The organism is Spirabiliibacterium falconis (assembly GCF_014885015.1).
In the GTDB taxonomy this organism is placed as follows: Bacteria; Pseudomonadota; Gammaproteobacteria; order Enterobacterales; family Pasteurellaceae; genus Spirabiliibacterium; species Spirabiliibacterium falconis.
Map to the genome: position 1 here is coordinate 197,978 of NZ_JABMIJ010000004.1, position 19,884 is coordinate 217,861.

Consider the following 19,884-nt stretch of genomic DNA (forward strand, 5'->3'; position numbering starts at 1 on the left):
CAGTTATTCTAGCCCACGAACATCTGGATTTTTGGTAATGAACATCGCATCACCATAACTAAAAAAGCGATACCGTTCACGAACCGCACTTTGGTATGCTGCCATCGTGTGGCGAAAGCCCGCAAACGCACTGACCAACATTACTAAGGTCGATTGCGGCAAGTGGAAATTCGTAATCAACGCATCGGTTACATAAAATGGCTTTCCTGGGTAAAGAAAAATAGCCGTATCTGAAAAAAACGGCTCGAGCAGTTGCGTTGAACCACACTCTTTCGCCGCACGTGCGGCACTTTCAATGGAACGCACCGAGGTTGTACCGACGGCAATAACACGTTTGCCTGCAGCTTTCGTTGCAAGAATAGCGTCAACCGCACATTGTGACACTTCTACATATTCGGCGTGCATATGATGATCTTCAATATTTTCCACACGCACAGGCTGAAATGTTCCAGCCCCTACATGCAACGTAACAAATGCCATATTCACGCCTTTTTCCCGCAATTTTTCTAACAAGGCGTCATCAAAATGTAAGCCTGCTGTTGGCGCAGCTACGGCCCCTGGCACTTTATTATAAACGGTTTGATAGCGTTCTTGATCCAACGCCTCATCAGGGCGATCAATATACGGCGGCAATGGGATATGCCCAGCCTGCTGTAAAATCTCCAATAACGGGGCATCACTTTCGAGCATAAATAACGCCCCCTCTCGCCCGATCATCCGTAAAGCAATGCCATTGCTCTGCCCTAATTTGTCTTCCCCAACAATCAATGTTGTGCCTTCTTTCGGCGATTTAGACGCTCGCACATGGGCTAAACATTGCGTTGGCGAAAGCAATCGCTCCAGTAATATTTCAATCTTACCGCCACTTTCTTTACGCCCATAAAGCCGTGCAGGGATCACGCGTGTATTGTTAAACACTAGCAAATCGCCGGTGTTAATTTCATCTAGCACATCAGCAAAATGGCGGTGTTGCACGGCACCTGTTATGCCATTTAAACACATCAACCGACTACTCGTACGCTCGGGCTTTGGATAGCGTGCAATCAGGTCATCGGGTAATGAAAAATCAAAATCAGAAACTCGCATTTTTTCACCTTATTGAAATCAGCCCCACAGTTTAATCTGCCCGATTGTCTTAAGCAAGCGAAACCGCACTTTTATCGTTGGCTTGCCACCAGTAAAGCAAACCAATTCTGCGCCAGCGTATAAAGTGCGGTTTTTTCGTCTACGGTGATACATTGCTGAGAAAATAAGCGTGCCCAATACCGATTTTCACCTTGTTGTGTCAATACCTTTGTCATGACGTCCTCTATCTCCTCAGGTGTTTCTGGCAAGTTTTTAACCGTCATAAAATGACTCACCAATGCTTCACTTGGCATAGGTATAATCTGCTTTAATGCCTGTTGGTAGGCATGAAGATAAACCTGAAGCTGATGTTTCGCCTGCGTAGGCTCAAGCAGTGCAAATTCCAGTTTATCATTGATTGCCCAGAAACATGATGGCTGACTGACCGCACTTTGTGTACACAATGCCAAGTGGTGCAACCAAACAGTAATATAATCTTTACTGCGTAATTTGCCTGCACGCCAGTTGACATATTGTTGTGCATAAAGATGCCCCACCACGCCGTCTAACTGCCAGCCGTCGCTGTCTAATGTGAAAACATGCTGACTTGGCGTTTGGGGTAGATAAGGTGCGATCTGCTGAGCCAGCGGCTCGGTTTTTGCCATTTGTTCTTGGGCAACTAACTGCGCAAAATGCGCGCGCGGCAGTTTGCCTTGCAACCTGATATGCTCAACCGCACTTTGCCATTCATTATAGGGATGCTCAAGTAAGGTATCGCTCACATGAAATTGCCCAAGAGAATCTAATGTAAAATTTTCACTATCAAGGAATTGTTGCGATCGATCAGCCCAGTACACCCCTAATTGTTGCTCAAAGAAAAATGTTACTGGATCGGTAATAAATTTGATTAACTGATCAAGGCTAACACGTTGATTTTCTTGCTCAATACAATTCGGCAATGGCTGAATAAAATCACGCAGTTGCACCTCACCTGTAAGTAACCATTCCTTGGCATACGAACGTTTTTCGCCTTGGAAATTTCGCATACTAAACGCCGTCATCGGTTGCTCACAAATAAGGCTTTCTGCTGAGACCCGATCGTCATCAGCACATTCCACAATATAATCGATTAATTGGCTAATCAGCACTGAGGGTTGACGCAGCTCATGTTTGATCATCGAACGCCCAACATAACTTAAATACATGTGTTGCTGTGCTGAAAGCAATGCTTCTAAAAAGAGATAACGATCATCATCACGCCGTACGCGATCCCCAGCACGTGTTGCATATTGCATTAAATCAAAACTGGTTGGCGTGCTTACACGTGGATATTGCCCCTCATTCATGCCCAATAATGCCACAACTTTAAATGGAATCGCTCGCATGGGCAGTAACGTACAAAAATTGAGCTTGCCCGTTAAGAAATTAAATGCGAGATCTCGCTCATCAAGTTTTTCTTGTAAATAATCTGCCATCACAGTGGCACTAATTGCCTGTTGGCAGTGACTGTGTTGAATTTGTGCGAACACCTCATCAAGTTGTTTATAAATCCAATGCAATGTTGGCTGTGTTTGCGCATTTTGCACAAAAAAATCATCTAATAGTGCCATTAATTGTGCCTGCCATTGCGCTAAACTATAGCGTTCATTTAATCTTGCCAACCATTGGCTCAGTGTATCTAAAAACTCGCCTAATTTCCCACAAAGTTGCGCGTGTAAACCATAACTTAACCCAAACGGCATAATATCAAGCCATGCGCCATCCTCAGGGCGCATCGTGCTGCCAAGCAACATTCGATTAAGCCCGCTTTGCCACGCATTCCAATTTTTCTCCACGCCTTGGTTAGATTGATCATCCAGTCCATAGCGAATATCAACGGCAATCACCCATTGACGAAGCTGCGCAAGTTCATTTTCACTAATACCAAAACGTTCTCGCACAGCACTCACATCAAGCAGTGCAAGCACTTGCTCAGCACTAAATTGGCTATCATTTAGCCGTAATATATTTAAAAATGTGGCAACGATATGATCGCTATGACTTAAAGTGCGGTCAGCAATCGCATAAGGAATATAGCGTTCGTCCTCTTTTTCATAACGCGAAAACACTGCATGAATATAAGGCACATACTGCTCCACATCTGGCAACATCACCACAATGTCCTTAGGTGTGAGACTGCTGTCTTGCTCAAAATAACGCAATAATTGCTGTTGTAGCACCTCCACTTCACGCATTGGGCTGTGGCACGAATTAATAATGACACTATCATCACCGACAGTAAACTTGGGTGTTTGCTCAAGGTGCAAAATCGCATTTTGAATTTGCCCTAGCAAGGTGGTTTTACTGTGTTCAAGATACCCCAGATCATCACTATTCGGATGCTCGCTCAGTAAATTGAAAAAATCACGCCCCATTTTGCCCCAACTTGCCAGCAACGGATTACCTATATCAAAATACTGCACCGCACTTTTTGCTTCCATATTGCGTGTTTCACGCAGTTGTATGCGAGAAAAGTGCGCTTCATCAATAATATCGCCCCAAAAATGCTGACAGGGATTATTATAAAACACATGCACATCGCAATGCTCAGCAATCGCTTGTAGCATTTGCCAAAAACTCTCAGGCAGTGCCGCAATGCCAAACACAAATAATCGTGGTGGAAAATACCGCACTTTCCCTTGTTGCAGTTGGATTAAATACTGTTTATGCAAGGCCGCACGATGCCACGCATTGCCGTTATTACCTTGTTGAATGCGTTTAAATAATGTACGCCACAACGTGCCTTGTGCCTGTACCGCACGTCTAATTTCAGCCAATAATGACGCGTTTTCAATTCCCTGTGCACGCAATCCTTGATGCAATTGTTCGAAAACAACATCCTCATGACCACTCTCCCACGCCTCAATCCAATCCATACGATAAACCAAATATTGGTCAAACAGCCCTGCTAAGGTGTTGCACAACTGGAAGCGTTTTTGGTCATTGTCATCCTGTTCCAAATAATGTTTAAGCTGAGCAAACTCGGGTTTTCCGAGCAAATCAGGTAATAACGCCATGATATGCCACAACATTGCATCACGTGTGAATGCGTTATGCTCAGGAATATTATCCAAGGCACGGTGATATTGATTCCAAATAAAACTGGCTGGCAGAGGGAAACTCACATTCGCTGAGATACCTTGTGCCTGCGCAATATTTAATTTCAGCCACTGCGCCATACCTTGGCTTTGCACCAAAATACGTTCACTTTGAAAAACACCCCCAAGTGGCTGACGCAAAATCGACAGAAGTTTATCTTTATGGCAATTCAGATCATTGGAAAAATAGAGATATAACACGCTTCGCTCCTTAGCTTTGCTCTATTGTGAGCGAATATAACACGCTATGCAACTGATTAGTTCGCCGTTAATGCCACTTGCCCCAACGGATACACCACTTCAATTTTACCTTGCGTGCAACGGATCTGAAATGTGATTCCATTGCGTTGTTGCTTTCCTAAACACCCCAAACCAAGCTGCGTTCGCACACCTTGATTATGCGCAATTAACAGTGCTTGTTGGCGTTGAAAAATAACCGCACTTTGTCTATTTTGCGCCTGTTGCCAGCGGCTAATGCTCAGTATGATGCCCGAAAACAGTACGATAGCGAGCAACACACTAAAAATACTGCTGCCGTGTTTATAACGCACTAAAATCATGCCAACTTTCTGCTTGAATCTGCCAAAATCCGTTTGCATCAAGGGCGTGTTTAACTACAGAAGGATTCAATTCTACAGCTACGTCAACAGATATTTTCCCCTGTGAAATGACCACACCATGCACTTTGCCAGTCCCACTAATACGGCTATTAGCTTGTGCAAACACCACGCCGTAAATATCCTCATCCACTTGCCATTGCTCCCCATCTTTCAACCACCAAATATGGACTTTCTTTGCTAGAGAGTCGGGATTGGGCATAAATTTTTCACCGAGTTGTTGCCAATGCCGCTTCGGTATCAAGGTTTCTAATGTGGTCAAGTGTGCTTGTTTGAGTGTAGTCAAATCCAAATAAGGCAGATACACACAAACTACCGATTGCCTCAAAGTCGCGTAGGCGTTGTCAGCTTGCCAGCTTAGCTTAAAGTGCGGTTTAACCGCCACTGGCGATGTGGCACATTGTGTTTCAAGTGTGCGGCGATCTTGAGTGTTCAATGTATAATCTAGTGCGAAATAGCCCTGTTGTTGTGCAAGGTGTTGCCGAAATTGCGTTAAACGGAATTCTTGAAAGAAAAATACCGTTGTTAATAATAGGCAAATCACGGCTAATACGCCAAGCTCCGCGCTGCCTTGTCGTATCATCATAGCCATTGATTTTGTAGTGTAATGACAACCGCACTTTCATAGTCAATATGCCGCCAGGCTTTTTCTTTAAAACGCCCGCGCAGCATGACTTGCAACGCTTTATTTTTCACAAGCCATTCAAATTGCAATGTTGTTATTTCGTAAACACTGCTGTCCATTAAATCCCCCCATCCTTTCGTATCACACCCCTTCTCTGATAAAAAAATTTGGCACGCTGTCCCCTTGCAATCTTGTGGGGTTCCCCGTTTATACATAATGCGTGTTTCTACCATTTTGCTGTTTAAACGATAACCTAAAAGCTCTGTTTGAATCTCTAACGTGCGGTTTCGCCCCTCTTTTTGGCAAATATTATCGTGACGAGTACCGACACAGCCGCTTTGGTCGAGATCATACCAAAATAGAAAACAACTGTTCGCAGGTGCACGATTAGCGGCTGTAATAATGCCCGCAGGCGACCGGCTATCGGTCATTAACCCTGCATTAGAAACCAATACCTGCTCATATGCCGCATAGCCGCTGCGGGCAATGTCTTTCGCCATTAAATTCAGCACACGATGGATTTCACCTTGCAGTTGCAAGCGTTTATTGTGGCTTTGTTGTAAGTACAAAGTGCGGTTGAAAAAGTGGATCATAATCATCAAAAGCACTGCCATTAGGGCTATTGTTAGCATTGTTTCAAGCAAACCAAATCCACGTGCGGGGCGAAAATGTGATGCACTAATTATCATACACACACGCACTTAACGATTGATTATCTTTTATCCGCAAACTGCCCACATTAAACAGTGAAAAAATTGACCGCACTTTGCCTGCCTGCAACACAAAACACGCCGATGAAAACGTATCTCGAATGCCGTTAATACGCGAAATCTCCTCTGGATAATATTTTTTACTAACAATGCGAGTTTGACTAAATTTGGGGTAATAAAATTGTGCTTGCAGCTGTGCTGGGCACTGTTCTGGGGCAAAACAATCACAGAGATAATCATCTTTTTTCTGCATACTGACACACCACTGTTTTTTATCCGCCTGACGCTGAATCAAAATAAACCAAATCTGAGCACTATTTTGGGCTTTAATTTGCCCATAGCGTAGAAATTGTAACAATCCTTGCTGTTCAAGGGTTAAAGCATAATGCGCCGAGATGTGCTGCACACTCGGCACCGCAACTAGTGCAATAATACTCAGCAATGTCATCGCCAATAAGACTTCAAAAAAGGTAAATCCCTTTGCCATACTCGCTCCTTTTGGCGAAGAGTAGCAAAGTGACATCGGCTAGCAAGAGTCAAAGTGCGGTTTTACGATCAGGATCGAAAAAGGGGCTGATTTCCGCCCCTTAGTCATCGTATTAACGTAAATCTACGTCTTTGGCAAAAAGATAGGTTACAACAAAACCTGTGATATATGCCGTTGCTGTGCCTGCAAGGTAGATAGCAATCGCTGTGAAGACACCATCATTTGAGGTAAGCAATGGAATGGCTAATAATCCAGATGGTCCAAATACGCTATTTAGTCCCATTGGTAAGCCAAAATAAGCGATAAGTCCAATTACAAATCCCCCTGCCGCACCGCCAATACAGGCCGTAATAAATGGTTTCACGCGTGGCAATGTTACTCCATAAATTAATGGTTCACCTATGCCCAGAAAACCTGGAATGATTGCACCTTTAATCTGATTACGTAACTGTGCCTGTTTGTCTGCCATGACATACAACGCAATAGCTGCCCCTACTTGTCCAGCACCTGCCATTGCCAAAATAGGGAACAAGGCATTAAAACCTTGCGTTTCCACTAAGGCAAAATACACTGGCACAAAGCCTTGATGAATACCCAGCATCACAGAAATCAAAAATAGCCCAGCCAGCACCGCACTTCCAATCGGGTTACCGTTTAAATGGGTGAAAAGATAGGACATACCATTAAATAACACCACGCCAACAGGCATAATGACCAAGAAGGTAAACATGCCCATAATCAATAATGTTATAGTTGAGGTCAGCAACATATCCAGATTTTCAGGGATAAACTTACGCACCCATTGCTCAACCTTCGCCCCTAAGATAGCGGCAATCAATACGCCAATAACATTGCCCCGAGGATCGATTGTCATGCCAAAAAAGTCACTCATGCCAGAGTAAATCCCTTTGGTCGCCTCAGGGTTGTAGCCCAAAATAAAGAGACTTGCAATAATTGCGCCATTGACTCCTGTCCCACCAAAGGCTTTAGCGGCATTATAACCAATCATAATACTCAAAAAACTAAACAAACCTTTGCTGAAAATTTTCAAATAAGCAATGAAATCCACCAAGATTGCATTCGGATTATCCACTCCTGCAACAAAAGATTGTTGCAACACGGTAGCAATCCCGAGTAATAATCCTGCACCAATAAATCCAGGAATTAATGGTGTAAAAATCGTGGCAAATTGCGTAAAAAATTGATGTACTGCGGTCGTGTGTTTCTGCTTAATCTGCTGTTTTTTTTCGTTAGCAATGTGCGTGAGGCTTGCGCCATTGTTTTCAAGCAGCGTCTGGCATAAACTTGCTGCCTTGCCCGCTTTGCCTGGCCCGAGAATAATCTGCACCTGCTCTTGTAAGTCAACCACGCCCATTACACCGTCAAGTTTGCGCAAAGCTGCGTTATCGACGCGACTTGCATCATGCAACTTGACACGCAAGCGTGTCATACAATTACCCACACTGACAATATTTTCACTTCCCCCTAAATACGCTACAATTTGCGCGACAAATGTTTGTGTTATCTCTGCCATAATGTGCTCCTTATTGCTTAAAATGTGTCGCAAGTGCTTGTCTAATAAAGCCATTATGCGCTTGCAGTAGTGCACTCGCCGCTTGGGCATCAAGTGCGGTCAAGATCATCAAAATAGCCGTTTTGCAATGCCGTCCACAGGCATTGAGTGCCTGCTCGGCTTGCGTTTCATCACAATCCGTTGCCTGCATAACAATGTTAATTTGGCGTGCAAGCAATTTTTTATTACTCGGCTGCACATCCACCATTAAATTGCCATAAACTTTACCAGATAAAATCATCGCCCCCGTTGAAAGCATATTTAACACCAATTTTTGTGCAGTGCCTGCTTTCATACGCGATGAACCACTGATGACCTCCGCGCCAACAATCGGCGCAATAGCAATTTCAACCATACTCAATAAAGGCGAAGTGCGGTTACACGCCACGCCCACCGTCACACAGCCGAACTCTTTAGCGTATTGAATCCCGCCTAGCACATAAGGAGTGCGACCACTGGCGGCGATACCAACAACCACATCGCGCGCACTAACATGTATCGCCTCTAAATCTGCTTGCCCAGCATTAGCGTCATCTTCTGCATTTTCCACCGCCTGAAAAACCGCACTTTTACCCCCCGCAATCAGGGCTTGAACTTGTTCGGGGGCTGTACCGAACGTTGGCGGACATTCACTCGCATCTAAAATGCCTAACCGCCCTGATGTGCCTGCGCCAAGGTAAATCAAACGTCCGCCTTGAGCAAACGCATCCACAATAGCATCCACCGCACTTGCGACTGCAGGAAGTGTTTTTTTCACCGCCATGGCGACGGTTTGATCTTCATCATTGATCATGTTGACGATCTCAAGGCTAGTTAATGTGTCTATCTCTCGGGATTTAGCCAACCGACCTTCCGTCGTTAGTTGTCGAATATTTTCCACCGTACCCCCTCCTTTTTCTTTACTGTGGCACAATGAAAGAAAATTTCTAGCGAAAAAATACTATTTTGTGAGCTAGCTTACATTTAAATTATTTGATCTTATTCGCAATTTTATGCATTAACGCTATTCAAACACAGATAAAGCCAGTATGTTAATAGACTGTAAAATCATCAAAAGGAGGGCGTATGAGTGGTTTAGGTTTGGTTATTCTATTACTCTTTGGCATTGCATTTATTGTGGTTTCCACGGCAAAATTTAAGCTACATCCATTTATCGCATTGTTAATTGCCGCTTATGGCATTGCACTAGGATCAGGCATTCCCCTTAACGATACCGTAAAAACCATCACGTCAGGTTTTGGTGGAATTTTAGCCTATATTGGCATTGTGATCGTGTTGGGGACAATCATTGGTACGATTTTAGAAAAAACGGGGGCTGCGATTGCCATGGCAGACTTTGTTTTGCGTACAGTTGGTCGTCAACGCCCAGCCTTAGCAATGACCATTATCGGCTATATTGTCTCTATTCCTGTATTTTGTGATTCAGGTTTTGTCATTTTATCCGCATTGAAAAAATCGCTGGCAAAACAGACAGGAAAATCAGCCGTTACGCTCACCGTCGCACTTGCAACGGGACTTTACGCCACACACACCCTCGTGCCACCAACGCCTGGTCCTATCGCTGCAGCGGGCAATCTGCATGTGGATAATTTAGGGCTTGTGATTTTATTCGGGCTTGGTATCTCTATTTTTACCGCACTTGCGGGTTTTGCTTACGCACAATGGGTTGGCAAACGTGTCGTATCAGGCGAAGATAAAACGATTCAATTGCGTGAACACGACGATGTACGCACGCAATATGGCACATTACCCTCAACATTAAATGCCTTTTTGCCAATCATCGTACCCATTGCATTAATTGCTCTGGCATCGATCTTCAAACTGGTGTTAGGCGACAGCGAACATATCGTACTCACCACCATTTATTTCTTAGGGCAACCTGCAACCGCACTTTTAGTCGGACTATTCTTTGCCCTTCGCCTACTCCCTGCTTGGAATCAAGAAACACTCAATGAATGGATTGGCAAAGGCGTGAAAGATGCGGGTAGCATTTTGATCATCACCGCCGCAGGTGGTGCACTTGGCAGCGTATTGAAAGCCAGTGGTATTGGAGATTATCTCGGCACAACATTGCAATCTATGAGTTTAGGTATTTTTGTTCCCTTTATTATTGCCGCAGCACTCAAAACGGCACAAGGCTCAAGCACCACCGCACTTGTTGTTACCTCAACCATTATCTATCCATTGCTACAACCATTAGGGCTTGACAGCACTGTTGGCTCCATTCTCACGATAATGGCAATAGGGGCAGGTGCCATGACCGTATCACACGCCAACGATAGCTTTTTCTGGGTGGTCGCAGAATTTAGTGAAATGGATGTAGCAACCGCTTATAAATCTCACACTATCGCGACACTGGTGCAAGGCTTAGTCACCATTGCCATCGTGGCAGTGCTAGCGTTTTTATTGCTATAGCACAGAAAGTGCGGTCAACCGCACTTTCAACCTTTCAAATGCACAATGCCATATTGGTAGAGTGCATTTTTTTTCACGTCGAAGAGTTCAGCGGCGATAGCGGCAGCTTTTTTGAGGGGCAGTTCACGGCTGAGTAGTGTGAGAGCGTGGATCGCTTGCGTCGGTAACTCGTCTTGCTCAACCGCACTTTTACCTTCTACAATCACGACCATTTCCCCCTTACTTCGATTGGCATCCGCATTGACCCATTCACATAACGCCTTTATGTGATCGCCATAAATTGTCTCCCACGTTTTGGTCAACTCACGAGCAAGGACCACATAGCGATCCTCGCCAAAAATGGCGCACATATCCGCCAAAGTATCTGCTATGCGATGTGTGGATTCATAAAAAATCAGCGTTCGCGCCTCGTCACGCAATGCGTTGAGCTTATCACAACGGGCTTTCGCTTTAGCAGGTAAAAAACCTTCAAAACAGAAGCGATCTGAAGCAATTCCCGCCGCACAAAGTGCGGTTATCAATGCGCAGGCACCCGGTATAGGCACAATTCGAATGCCAGCTTGGCGACAAAAACGCACGAGATGAAAGCCTGGGTCACTGATCAGCGGTGTCCCTGCATCCGAAATGAGGGCAATATTTTCGCCCCGTTTTAAACGTGCTAATAACTGTGCCATTTTTTCGCGTTCATTATGATCGTGTAGGGCAAAGAGCGGTTTTTTAATGCCGAAGTGGTTTAACAGCCCTGCACTGTGGCGTGTATCTTCCGCTGCAATGAGATCAACCGCACTTAAGGTTTCTAGTGCACGTGCGCTAATGTCTTGCAAATTCCCGATCGGGGTTGCCACAATATATAAATTTCCAGATTCAATCGCCATAATTTACGCTCTTTGATTGATTTTCATGCGTGAGATAAGTAAGATCATGCAAGCTATTCTAACCAATTTGGAGCTACTATGCCGACTAATTTTACTCATCGCAATAAAATTAAACATTTTGTTGCCACGACGGCGATGGCATTATTGCTATCTGCATGTGGCACATCGCTATTTAATAATCCATCTGCCATTTTATTACACGATGCCAATGGCAATTCAGAATTTTATCTTAACCGTGCCGAACAAGCACAAGATGTGGTCGAAAAGCAAAATTTCCAATTGCTCGCCGCTCGTGTGTTATTAAGTGAAAATAAAGTGCGTCAAGCGGAAGTGTTATTAAATGAAATAAATGATAAAGATTTAAGCGAAGAGCAATTATTGGATAAAAACTTAGTCAGTGCGCACATTGCTGCGATTAAAAAGAAAAATAGCAACGCTAGCCAAATGCTAAAAGCGTTGCCATTAGACAAATTGAGTGCCTCGCAAAAAGCACGTTACTGGCAAATTCAAGCTCGTATTGAACGTAATCAACATCATACGATCGATGCCGCGCGTGCATTAATTCATGCTGACAGCTTAATCACGGATAGCGAGCGAAAACAACAAAATATTAATCAAATCTGGCAATTATTGCGATCCGCTAATGCGGGCAAACTTAATGCAACTCAGCCACAAGCTGGTGAAACCGCACTTGCTGGTTGGCTGGCGTTAATCAACACTTACAACAGCCATATTTCTCAGCCTGAGAATATGAAAAGTGCGGTCGAAAATTGGCGAGCACAATACGCAAATCACAGTGCAGCTTATATGTTGCCGTCTGAGCTACAAAACGCATTAAACTACCAACACGTTGCACTCAATCATGTGGCGTTACTTTTACCATTAAGTGGAAATGGTCAAGCCTTTGGCGATATTATTTTGAAAGGATTTAATGATGCTAAAGGGGCAGAAAGTGCGGTGAGTGTTACTACGCTTGATACCGCCTCTGGTACGCCTGTATCCGACTTAATTGAACAAGCCAAACTCAACGGTGTTGAAGCCGTAGTTGGACCATTACTCAAGCCGAATGTGGACGGCATGCTCAGTGCCAACACCGCTGGTTTACAAGTGTTAGCGTTAAACAGTACCGCAAACAATCGCCCTGCTGTCAACATTTGTTATTACGGGCTTTCCCCTGAGGCAGAAGCACGCTCGGCTGCCAATAAAATGTGGTCGGATAATATTCGCGCACCGCTCTTAGTCGTGCCACAAAATGATCTAGGGCAACGCACGGCGGCAGCCTTTAACCTACGCTGGCAACAGCTTTCAGGCTTGGATGCTCAAACACAATTTTATAACACCTCGGCGGATATTTTATCTGCGCTGCAAAGTGGGCTTGCCAATAGTGTAAATGGTGAGCAACCTGCGGTGTATATCGTTGCGAATAGCCAAGAATTACTCGATATTAAAAACGCAATTAATAATGCTGGCTACAACACGAATTTACCACTTTACGCGAGCTCACGTAGTAATAGCCCTAATAATGGAGCTGACTATCGCCTCACGATGGACGGCTTGAAATTTAGTGAAATTCCATTTTTAAGTGATGCGCATTCCAGTCAATATGCACAAGCTAACAGCTTAACTGGTGGCGACTACACCATGATGCGCCTTTATGCAATGGGGGCTGATGCGTGGTTATTAATCAACAAATTCAATGAATTACGCCAAGTTCCAGGCTTTAGCATTAACGGCTTAACAGGAAAATTGAGCGCTGGTAATGGCTGTACCATTGACCGAGATATGAGCTGGTTGGAATACCGCGGCGGTCAAATTCGCGCCTTAAATTAATGCGTAATTCCCGTGCAACTGGTGCGGCGTACGAACAACTCGCACGCCGCTTTCTTGAGCGACAAGGCTTGCGCTTTATTGAAGCCAACCGCACTTTTAAGGGCGGTGAGCTAGATTTAGTGATGCAAGCAGGTCAAACGATCGTGTTTGTTGAAGTGCGGTTACGTAACAACAGTCGCTTTGGCAGTGCATTAGAAAGCGTTTCAAGCAGTAAGCAAGCACGTTGGATTCACGCCGCTGAAATGTGGTTACTTGAACAAAATCAGAGCTTAGAAACCGCACTTTGCCGCTTTGATTTAGTCACCTTTGATGCAAACCAAGTTACTCCGACATGGTTTCCTCACTTTATTGAGTTTAATTCATGAATGCTGATATAACTGCAACGCCATTACTTGAGAAAGTCAAAAGTATCTTTAACGAAAGTATTCAAATTCAAATTGCGACTGACCAAGAGTTGTCAGTATCGTTAGTTTCTGCGGCCCAGAAAATGGTAACTTGCCTATTGTCAGGCAATAAAATTATGGTCTGTGGACAAGGACGCGCCTACGCAAATGGGCAATTTTTAGTGGCGAACTTATTACATCGTTATCATCTCGAACGCCCTAGCTTGCCTGCAGTTTTGTTAGGGTTAGACGGTGCGGTTGGCTCTGCAATTTTTGCTGATCATAACCCTGCTCAACTATTTACACGCCAACTTGAAAGCCTTGCTCAAACGGGTGATATGTTGGTTATCCTCGCCCCTTTTAGCATCGATGAGAGCATATTAAATTTAATCCACACTGCCAATAGCCGTGAAATTCCTATTATTGCCCTCACTGGACGGCAAAATGATCATCTTCACGGTGCACTGGGTGAGTATGATCTCGATTTAGCAATACCTGCGCAAAAAGAAGCGCGCATTTTGGAAAATCATCTTTTAGTTATCAATATTCTGTGTGAATTAATTGAACACCAGCTATTTTCCCATTAATATAGTATCAATCAATTCTCAAGGGAGATGTTTATGTTAAAACCAGTTTTGATGAAAAGGCTTAAACTTGCAACCGCACTTTTCGCTTTAGCCAGCCTACAAGCCTGCGTAACAGCTGCGGTAGTGGGAACAGGTGCTGCCGTTGCCACTAAAGTCGCAACTGATCCTCGCACCACTGGCACCCAAATTGATGACGAAACATTAGAAGTAAAAGTGGTTTCAGCGATGAATAAAGATGCTGAAATTAAACAGGATGCGAATGTGAATGCCGTATCTTATAACTCACGCGTATTGTTAATCGGGCAAGTACCAAATGATAGCTTGCGTGAAACAGCAAAAAATCTTGCCAGCGGCGTAGATGGTGTTACTGATGTTTATAATGAAATTCGCGTTGGACAAAATATCGGTATCGGACAAAATAGCACAGATACTTGGATCACAACGCAAATTAAATCTAAACTGTTGGTTAATTCTGAAGTAAAATCAACCCATATTAAAGTAGTAACAGAAAACGGTGAAGTGTTTTTAATGGGGAATGTTACCCCAGCACAAGCCAATGCTGCTGTGGACGTTGCACGCCATATTGCTGGCGTGAAAAAAGTCGTAAAAGTCTTTTCTTATATTAATTAAGCACTAATAGCCCTTTTAAGGTGATTTATGCCATTACGCATACTGACATTTTTCGGAATAACCGCACTTTCACTAATTATTGCTGGCTGTGCTGGCGATACAATCGTGCAAACGCCAGTTAAAACTGTATCGCAAAACGATGCCCAATGGCAACAACACTTGATACAATTGCATAATATCAAGCAATATCAAGCACAGGGGCAGCTTGGATATATCAGTGCTAAAGAGCGGTTCTCCACACAATTTGACTGGCAGTATGTGAATGATAGTAACTACCAACTGTTTTTATCATCGGGTTTAAGTCGTGAGACTTTAACCTTAAAAATGACTCCAATGGGGCTGGTGGTCAGCGATAACAAAGGAAACCAACGCACCGAAAAAGATGCACACATTTTGCTGCAAGAGATTGTCGGTATGGATTTTCCAATCGAGCTATTTAGTTACTGGCTCAAAGGTGAGCCTAAAGGCACACAAAACTATAAAGTGCGGTCAACAGACCATCTACTAAATGAATTTGATTACACTGTTAACGGTCAGCGTTGGATTGCAAACTATGGTGAATATCATGCGGGCACGCCACCATTGCCGCAAAATATTGTTATTCAAGGTGATGCAAAACAACTTAAAGTGCGGGTAGATAAGTGGACATTCTAGCACCGCACTTTGATCTAAACGCCGCTCCGCATGATTGGTACCCAAGCCCGGCCAAGCTTAATTTATTTTTATATATTACCGCCAAACGTGCTGATGGCTATCACGAATTACAGACCTTATTTCAATTCTTAAATTATGGCGACTGGTTAAAAATCACACCACGCACTGATGCCCAAATTTTAGTTTCTCCCGCACTTGCTGGTGTTCCGAATGAACAGAATTTGATTACGAAAGCCGCAGCATTACTCCAACGCCATACGCATTGTCGCCAAGGCGCAGAAATAACCTTACAAAAAAATCTACCGATGGGCGGTGGTATTGGTGGCGGATCATCGAATGCAGCAACCGCACTTTTAGTGCTAAATCAGCTCTGGGGATTACATTTACCACTTAATGAATTAGCACAATTAGGCTTGCAACTCGGTGCGGATGTCCCCATTTTTATCCATGGACATACTGCATTCGCAGAGGGCGTGGGCGAGATTATCACCCCTTGCCAAGCACCAGAACACACATTTTTAGTTGCCAAACCGAAGCATGTCAGTATTGCTACAGCAGCCATTTTTGCCGATCCTCATTTGCCACGCAATACGCCCAAAAGAACAATGCAAGCCTGCTTAAATTTATCATTTAGTAATGATTGTGAAAAAGTTGTCTGCTTTCACACGCCAGAGGTTGAACAACTACTACACTGGTTGCTAAAATATAGCACAGCGCGATTAACAGGAACTGGGGCATGCGTGTTCGCCCCATTTGAAAATGAAATGGCGGCACACACGGTATTGGCGCAATTACCATCGGATTTTTCTGGATTTGTTGCCCAAAGTTGTAACCGCTCACCGTTACATACACTGTTAGCACAACGATTTATGCCGTAAAATTTGCCGATTGTTCATTCAATCATAAACTTTCATCGACTTGGGGTAACACAATGCCTGATATGAAGCTTTTCGCTGGTAATGCAACGCCTGCACTAGCACAAAAAATTTCTGAACGTTTATACACCTCTCTAGGTAAAGCTACCGTAGGGCGCTTTAGCGACGGAGAAATCAATGTTCAAATTAATGAAAATGTACGTGGAAGCGATACTTTTATCATTCAATCCACCTGCGCGCCCACTAACGACAATTTAATGGAGCTCATCGTAATGGTCGATGCCTTACGCCGCGCCTCTGCTGGACGGATTACGGCTGTCGTTCCTTATTTTGGTTACGCTCGACAAGATCGCCGTGTACGCTCAGCGCGTGTGCCAATTACCGCAAAAGTTGTGGCTGATTTCTTATCCAGCGTCGGTGTTGACCGCGTTCTGACTTGTGACTTACACGCAGAACAAATTCAAGGCTTTTTCGATGTACCCGTAGATAACGTTTTCGGCTCACCTGTTCTTCTCAATGATATTATTAAAAAACAAGATTTGGTCAATCCAATCGTAGTTTCTCCTGATATTGGAGGCGTGGTGCGTGCTCGAGCGGTTGCCAAACTCTTAAATGATACCGATATGGCAATCATTGATAAACGTCGTCCACGTGCAAACGTATCCCAAGTCATGCATATCATCGGGGAAGTTGCAGATCGTGACTGTATTTTAGTAGATGATATGATCGACACAGGGGGAACATTATGTAAAGCCGCAGCAGCATTAAAAGAACGCGGCGCACGACGTGTCTTTGCTTATGCAACCCATGCTGTATTTTCAGGCAACGCTGCAGAAAATATCGCTGGCACTGAATTAGACGAAATCGTCGTAACTGACACTATCCCACTCACACCTCGTATTGAAGCACTGGGTAAAGTCCGAGTACTGACATTATCTGGTATGCTGGCTGAAGCTATTCGTCGCATTAGCAATGAAGAATCCATTTCTGCGATGTTCGACTAAGGGTAATCATTTTTCTCACCAACCGCACTTTAATGTGCGGTTTTTTTATCGATAAACTAGATCAATAAAAATCAGATAAGTTCGGTAAATTAATATTGAGGTAATTTGGTGGGTCGTGAAGGATTCGAACCTTCGACCAACGGATTAAAAGTCCGCTGCTCTACCGACTGAGCTAACGACCCCTATAAGGAGTTTGAAGTGGTGGGTCGTGAAGGATTCGAACCTTCGACCAACGGATTAAAAGTCCGCTGCTCTACCGGCTGAGCTAACGACCCATCAGGGAGCTTAAGTGGTGGGTCGTGAAGGATTCGAACCTTCGACCAACGGATTAAAAGTCCGCTGCTCTACCGGCTGAGCTAACGACCCATCAAGGAACTTAAGTGGTGGGTCGTGAAGGATTCGAACCTTCGACCAACGGATTAAAAGTCCGCTGCTCTACCGACTGAGCTAACGACCCACTTTTGCTACATCACTGTAACGAGCCACTATGATACTTATTTCACAGAACATATCAATCAAAAATTGCATTTTTTTGCTTGATTGTCTGATTTGTCAACAATTCGCACAGAAAATGGCTTAAAAATAAAAAACCTCAGCTATGTGCTGAGGTTTTAATCACTTCATTTTGGATTAGTATGCTAACACCGCACGACGGTTTTTAGCATAATCAGCTTCTGAATGACCAAGTACTGCTGGTTTTTCTTCACCGTAAGAAACTGTTGAAAGTTGGTTACCATTTACGCCTTTATTGACAAGGTAGTTCACAACTGCATCAGCACGGCGTTGACCAAGTGCAATATTGTACTCAGGTGTACCACGCTCATCAGTATTTCCTTCAACTAATACTTTGCTAGTTGGAGTTGCAGTTAAGTATAATGCGTGTGCATCTAATAATTGTTGGTATTGACCTTCAATTGAGTATTGATCAAAGCCGAAATATACAGTGTTATAGCGTTGTTGCAAATCTGCAGCACTATAATTACCAAACATTTGACCGTTGTTTTGACCTTGAGATGCAGACTCATCAGATGAGCTTCCACACGCTGTTAAAACAAGCGCAGGGGCTGCGATCATAAGCACTTTTGCAAGTTTTTTCATTAAGATTACTCCTTAGTTTTTAGTAAGAAATGGAGACCAAGCAGGGAACTTAATTTGACCGTCCACACCTGGCAACCGCGCTTTAAAGCGTCCATCGGTAGACACCAATTGTAGCACTTTACCTAGCCCTTGGGTAGAGCTATAAATAATCATAATTCCATTTGGTGACACACTTGGACTCTCGTCTAAGAATGTTGAACCTAACACTTCAACCTTTCCTGTTGCGAGATCTTTTTTCACAATATGATCAGAATCGATCATAATTAAATTTTTACCATCTGCTGTAATTTGTCCACTATAACTGCGACCACCACTACCAACATAGCTTGCTCCGCCGCCATTTGAGCTCATCATATACACTTGTGGGCTACCACTTCTATCAGAAGTGAATACAATTGAGCGGCCATCTGGAGACCAGCTTGGTTCTGTGTTGTTACCTGCATCACGCGTAAGTTGCACTTCACCACCGCCATTAATATTTTTCACATAAATATTCAGTTTACCATCACGAGATGAAGCATACGCTAAGCGTGAACCATCAGGTGAGAAAGCGGGTGCTCCATTATGACGTGGTGCGGATGCAACGACCTTGCGAGCACCAGAATTGAGATCTTGGGTCACAATTTGTGATTTTTTATTCTCAAAGCTCACGTAGGCTAATTTTTTGCCATCTGCTGACCAGCTTGGTGACATGATAGGTTGTGAGCTACGATTAACGATAAATTGGTTATGTCCATCATAATCGGCTACACGTAATTCATACGGTTTTGATCCACCATTATGTTGTACAACATAAGCAATACGCGTGCGAAATGCGCCACGAATACCAGTAAGTTTTTCAAATACTTCATCACTTACAGTATGTGCACCATAGCGAAGTTGTTTATTATTTGGAATATGGTAGCTATTTTGCATCAATACAGAACCCGCGGCACCTGCACCACCAATTGTATCAACTAGTTGATACGCTATGTTATAACCTGAACCGTCTGGCGTAATTTGCCCAACAATAATTTCACTAATACCTAGCGCAGACCACGCTTCAGGATTTACTTCAGCAGCAGATGCTGGTTTTTGCGGCATACGAGCAGGAGCGATTGGGTTAAATTTACCGCTATTACGTAAATCTGCGGATACAATATCTGCAATATCCACTGGTGCACTGCCCGGACCATTCCATTTAAAAGGCACGACTGCCATAGGTTGTGCACCGTCGACCCCTTCATCAATCACAATACGCACTTCTTCGGCTTTCACGCTGGCTACCAGCACAAACAAAAAGCCAAGTGCGGTCAAAATTTGTTTAAGTTGTTTCATTC

Annotated in this window: 19 protein-coding genes and 4 tRNA genes; 8 read left to right on the forward strand and 15 right to left on the reverse strand. The window is 43.9% G+C overall.

Annotated features, from left to right (window positions below; translation table 11 throughout):
* Positions 1 to 3 precede the first annotated feature (3 nt).
* The 8 genes from queA to murQ form a co-directional block, all read right to left on the reverse strand.
* Positions 4 to 1,086, reverse strand: a complete 1,083-nt coding sequence (gene queA, locus HPC40_RS01980) for a tRNA preQ1(34) S-adenosylmethionine ribosyltransferase-isomerase QueA (protein ID WP_208117806.1) — start codon at positions 1,084 to 1,086, stop codon at positions 4 to 6.
* A gap of 71 nt (positions 1,087 to 1,157) precedes the next feature.
* Positions 1,158 to 4,403 (reverse strand): exodeoxyribonuclease V subunit gamma, encoded by a 3,246-nt coding sequence (recC, locus tag HPC40_RS01985; protein ID WP_208117807.1) that lies wholly within the window; start codon positions 4,401 to 4,403, stop codon positions 1,158 to 1,160.
* 56 nt (positions 4,404 to 4,459) lie between these two features.
* Positions 4,460 to 4,762, reverse strand: coding sequence for a DUF5374 domain-containing protein (locus tag HPC40_RS01990; RefSeq protein ID WP_208117808.1), 303 nt, complete (start codon positions 4,760 to 4,762; stop codon positions 4,460 to 4,462).
* On the reverse strand, positions 4,743 to 5,405 hold the full coding sequence (locus tag HPC40_RS01995) for a DUF2572 family protein (protein ID WP_208117809.1): 663 nt from the start codon (positions 5,403 to 5,405) through the stop codon (positions 4,743 to 4,745). The genes HPC40_RS01990 and HPC40_RS01995 overlap by 20 nt, the downstream gene beginning before the upstream one ends.
* Complete coding sequence (locus tag HPC40_RS02000; protein ID WP_208117810.1) at positions 5,402 to 6,133, reverse strand: hypothetical protein; 732 nt, start codon at positions 6,131 to 6,133, stop codon at positions 5,402 to 5,404. The genes HPC40_RS01995 and HPC40_RS02000 overlap by 4 nt, the downstream gene beginning before the upstream one ends.
* Positions 6,123 to 6,641 (reverse strand): prepilin-type N-terminal cleavage/methylation domain-containing protein, encoded by a 519-nt coding sequence (locus HPC40_RS02005; protein WP_208117811.1) that lies wholly within the window; start codon positions 6,639 to 6,641, stop codon positions 6,123 to 6,125. Before HPC40_RS02005 ends, HPC40_RS02000 begins: the two co-directional genes overlap by 11 nt.
* A 112-nt stretch (positions 6,642 to 6,753) precedes the next feature.
* Positions 6,754 to 8,175 (reverse strand): PTS N-acetylmuramic acid transporter subunit IIBC, encoded by a 1,422-nt coding sequence (murP, locus tag HPC40_RS02010; protein WP_208117812.1) that lies wholly within the window; start codon positions 8,173 to 8,175, stop codon positions 6,754 to 6,756.
* A gap of 10 nt (positions 8,176 to 8,185) precedes the next feature.
* Positions 8,186 to 9,094, reverse strand: coding sequence for an N-acetylmuramic acid 6-phosphate etherase (gene murQ, locus HPC40_RS02015; RefSeq protein WP_208117813.1), 909 nt, complete (start codon positions 9,092 to 9,094; stop codon positions 8,186 to 8,188).
* Positions 9,095 to 9,279: 185 nt separating this feature from the next.
* On the opposite strand from murQ, the gene HPC40_RS02020 reads away from it, so the two are divergent.
* Entirely contained in the window at positions 9,280 to 10,629 is a 1,350-nt protein-coding gene (locus HPC40_RS02020; RefSeq protein WP_208117814.1) for a GntP family permease, read from the forward strand.
* 26 nt (positions 10,630 to 10,655) lie between these two features.
* On the opposite strand, the gene rsmI is transcribed toward HPC40_RS02020, so the two are convergent.
* Complete coding sequence (gene rsmI, locus HPC40_RS02025) at positions 10,656 to 11,504, reverse strand: 16S rRNA (cytidine(1402)-2'-O)-methyltransferase (RefSeq protein ID WP_208117815.1); 849 nt, start codon at positions 11,502 to 11,504, stop codon at positions 10,656 to 10,658.
* 78 nt (positions 11,505 to 11,582) lie between these two features.
* Here rsmI and HPC40_RS02030 point away from each other — a divergent pair, with 78 nt between their 5' ends.
* The 7 genes from HPC40_RS02030 to HPC40_RS02060 are packed head-to-tail and all read left to right on the forward strand — an operon-like array spanning position 11,583 to position 17,467.
* Positions 11,583 to 13,334: a penicillin-binding protein activator gene (locus tag HPC40_RS02030; protein ID WP_208117816.1), complete on the forward strand. Its 1,752-nt coding sequence runs from the start codon at positions 11,583 to 11,585 to the stop codon at positions 13,332 to 13,334.
* Positions 13,334 to 13,699, forward strand: coding sequence for a YraN family protein (locus HPC40_RS02035; protein ID WP_208117817.1), 366 nt, complete (start codon positions 13,334 to 13,336; stop codon positions 13,697 to 13,699). The genes HPC40_RS02030 and HPC40_RS02035 overlap by 1 nt, the downstream gene beginning before the upstream one ends.
* Positions 13,696 to 14,304, forward strand: coding sequence for a D-sedoheptulose-7-phosphate isomerase (locus tag HPC40_RS02040; RefSeq protein ID WP_208117818.1), 609 nt, complete (start codon positions 13,696 to 13,698; stop codon positions 14,302 to 14,304). Before HPC40_RS02035 ends, HPC40_RS02040 begins: the two co-directional genes overlap by 4 nt.
* Before the next feature lie 33 nt (positions 14,305 to 14,337).
* On the forward strand, positions 14,338 to 14,934 hold the full coding sequence (gene dolP / locus HPC40_RS02045; RefSeq protein WP_208117819.1) for a division/outer membrane stress-associated lipid-binding lipoprotein: 597 nt from the start codon (positions 14,338 to 14,340) through the stop codon (positions 14,932 to 14,934).
* A 27-nt stretch (positions 14,935 to 14,961) separates the two neighbouring features.
* The gene (gene lolB / locus HPC40_RS02050; protein WP_208117820.1) at positions 14,962 to 15,588 is read left to right on the forward strand and encodes a lipoprotein insertase outer membrane protein LolB; all 627 of its coding nucleotides are present in this window, start codon (positions 14,962 to 14,964) and stop codon (positions 15,586 to 15,588) included.
* On the forward strand, positions 15,576 to 16,466 hold the full coding sequence (gene ispE, locus HPC40_RS02055; protein WP_208117821.1) for a 4-(cytidine 5'-diphospho)-2-C-methyl-D-erythritol kinase: 891 nt from the start codon (positions 15,576 to 15,578) through the stop codon (positions 16,464 to 16,466). Before lolB ends, ispE begins: the two co-directional genes overlap by 13 nt.
* Positions 16,467 to 16,519: 53 nt before the next feature.
* A complete protein-coding gene (locus HPC40_RS02060) occupies positions 16,520 to 17,467 on the forward strand; it encodes a ribose-phosphate pyrophosphokinase (RefSeq protein WP_208117822.1) in 948 nt (315 codons plus the stop codon).
* 106 nt (positions 17,468 to 17,573) lie between these two features.
* On the opposite strand, the gene HPC40_RS02065 is transcribed toward HPC40_RS02060, so the two are convergent.
* The 6 genes from HPC40_RS02065 to tolB all read right to left on the reverse strand — a co-directional run bounded on the left by HPC40_RS02065 (position 17,574) and on the right by tolB (position 19,882).
* Positions 17,574 to 17,649 (reverse strand) — tRNA-Lys (locus HPC40_RS02065).
* A gap of 17 nt (positions 17,650 to 17,666) precedes the next feature.
* Positions 17,667 to 17,742 (reverse strand) — tRNA-Lys (locus tag HPC40_RS02070).
* A 15-nt stretch (positions 17,743 to 17,757) separates the two neighbouring features.
* Positions 17,758 to 17,833: transfer RNA gene (locus tag HPC40_RS02075), tRNA-Lys, on the reverse strand.
* Positions 17,834 to 17,848: 15 nt separating this feature from the next.
* Positions 17,849 to 17,924 (reverse strand) — tRNA-Lys (locus HPC40_RS02080).
* A 173-nt stretch (positions 17,925 to 18,097) separates the two neighbouring features.
* Positions 18,098 to 18,565, reverse strand: a complete 468-nt coding sequence (pal, locus tag HPC40_RS02085; protein WP_208117823.1) for a peptidoglycan-associated lipoprotein Pal — start codon at positions 18,563 to 18,565, stop codon at positions 18,098 to 18,100.
* A 12-nt stretch (positions 18,566 to 18,577) separates the two neighbouring features.
* Positions 18,578 to 19,882 carry a Tol-Pal system beta propeller repeat protein TolB gene (gene tolB, locus HPC40_RS02090; protein ID WP_208117824.1) on the reverse strand — a complete coding sequence of 435 codons (1,305 nt, stop codon included), beginning with the start codon at positions 19,880 to 19,882 and terminating at the stop codon, positions 18,578 to 18,580.
* Positions 19,883 to 19,884 lie beyond the last annotated feature (2 nt).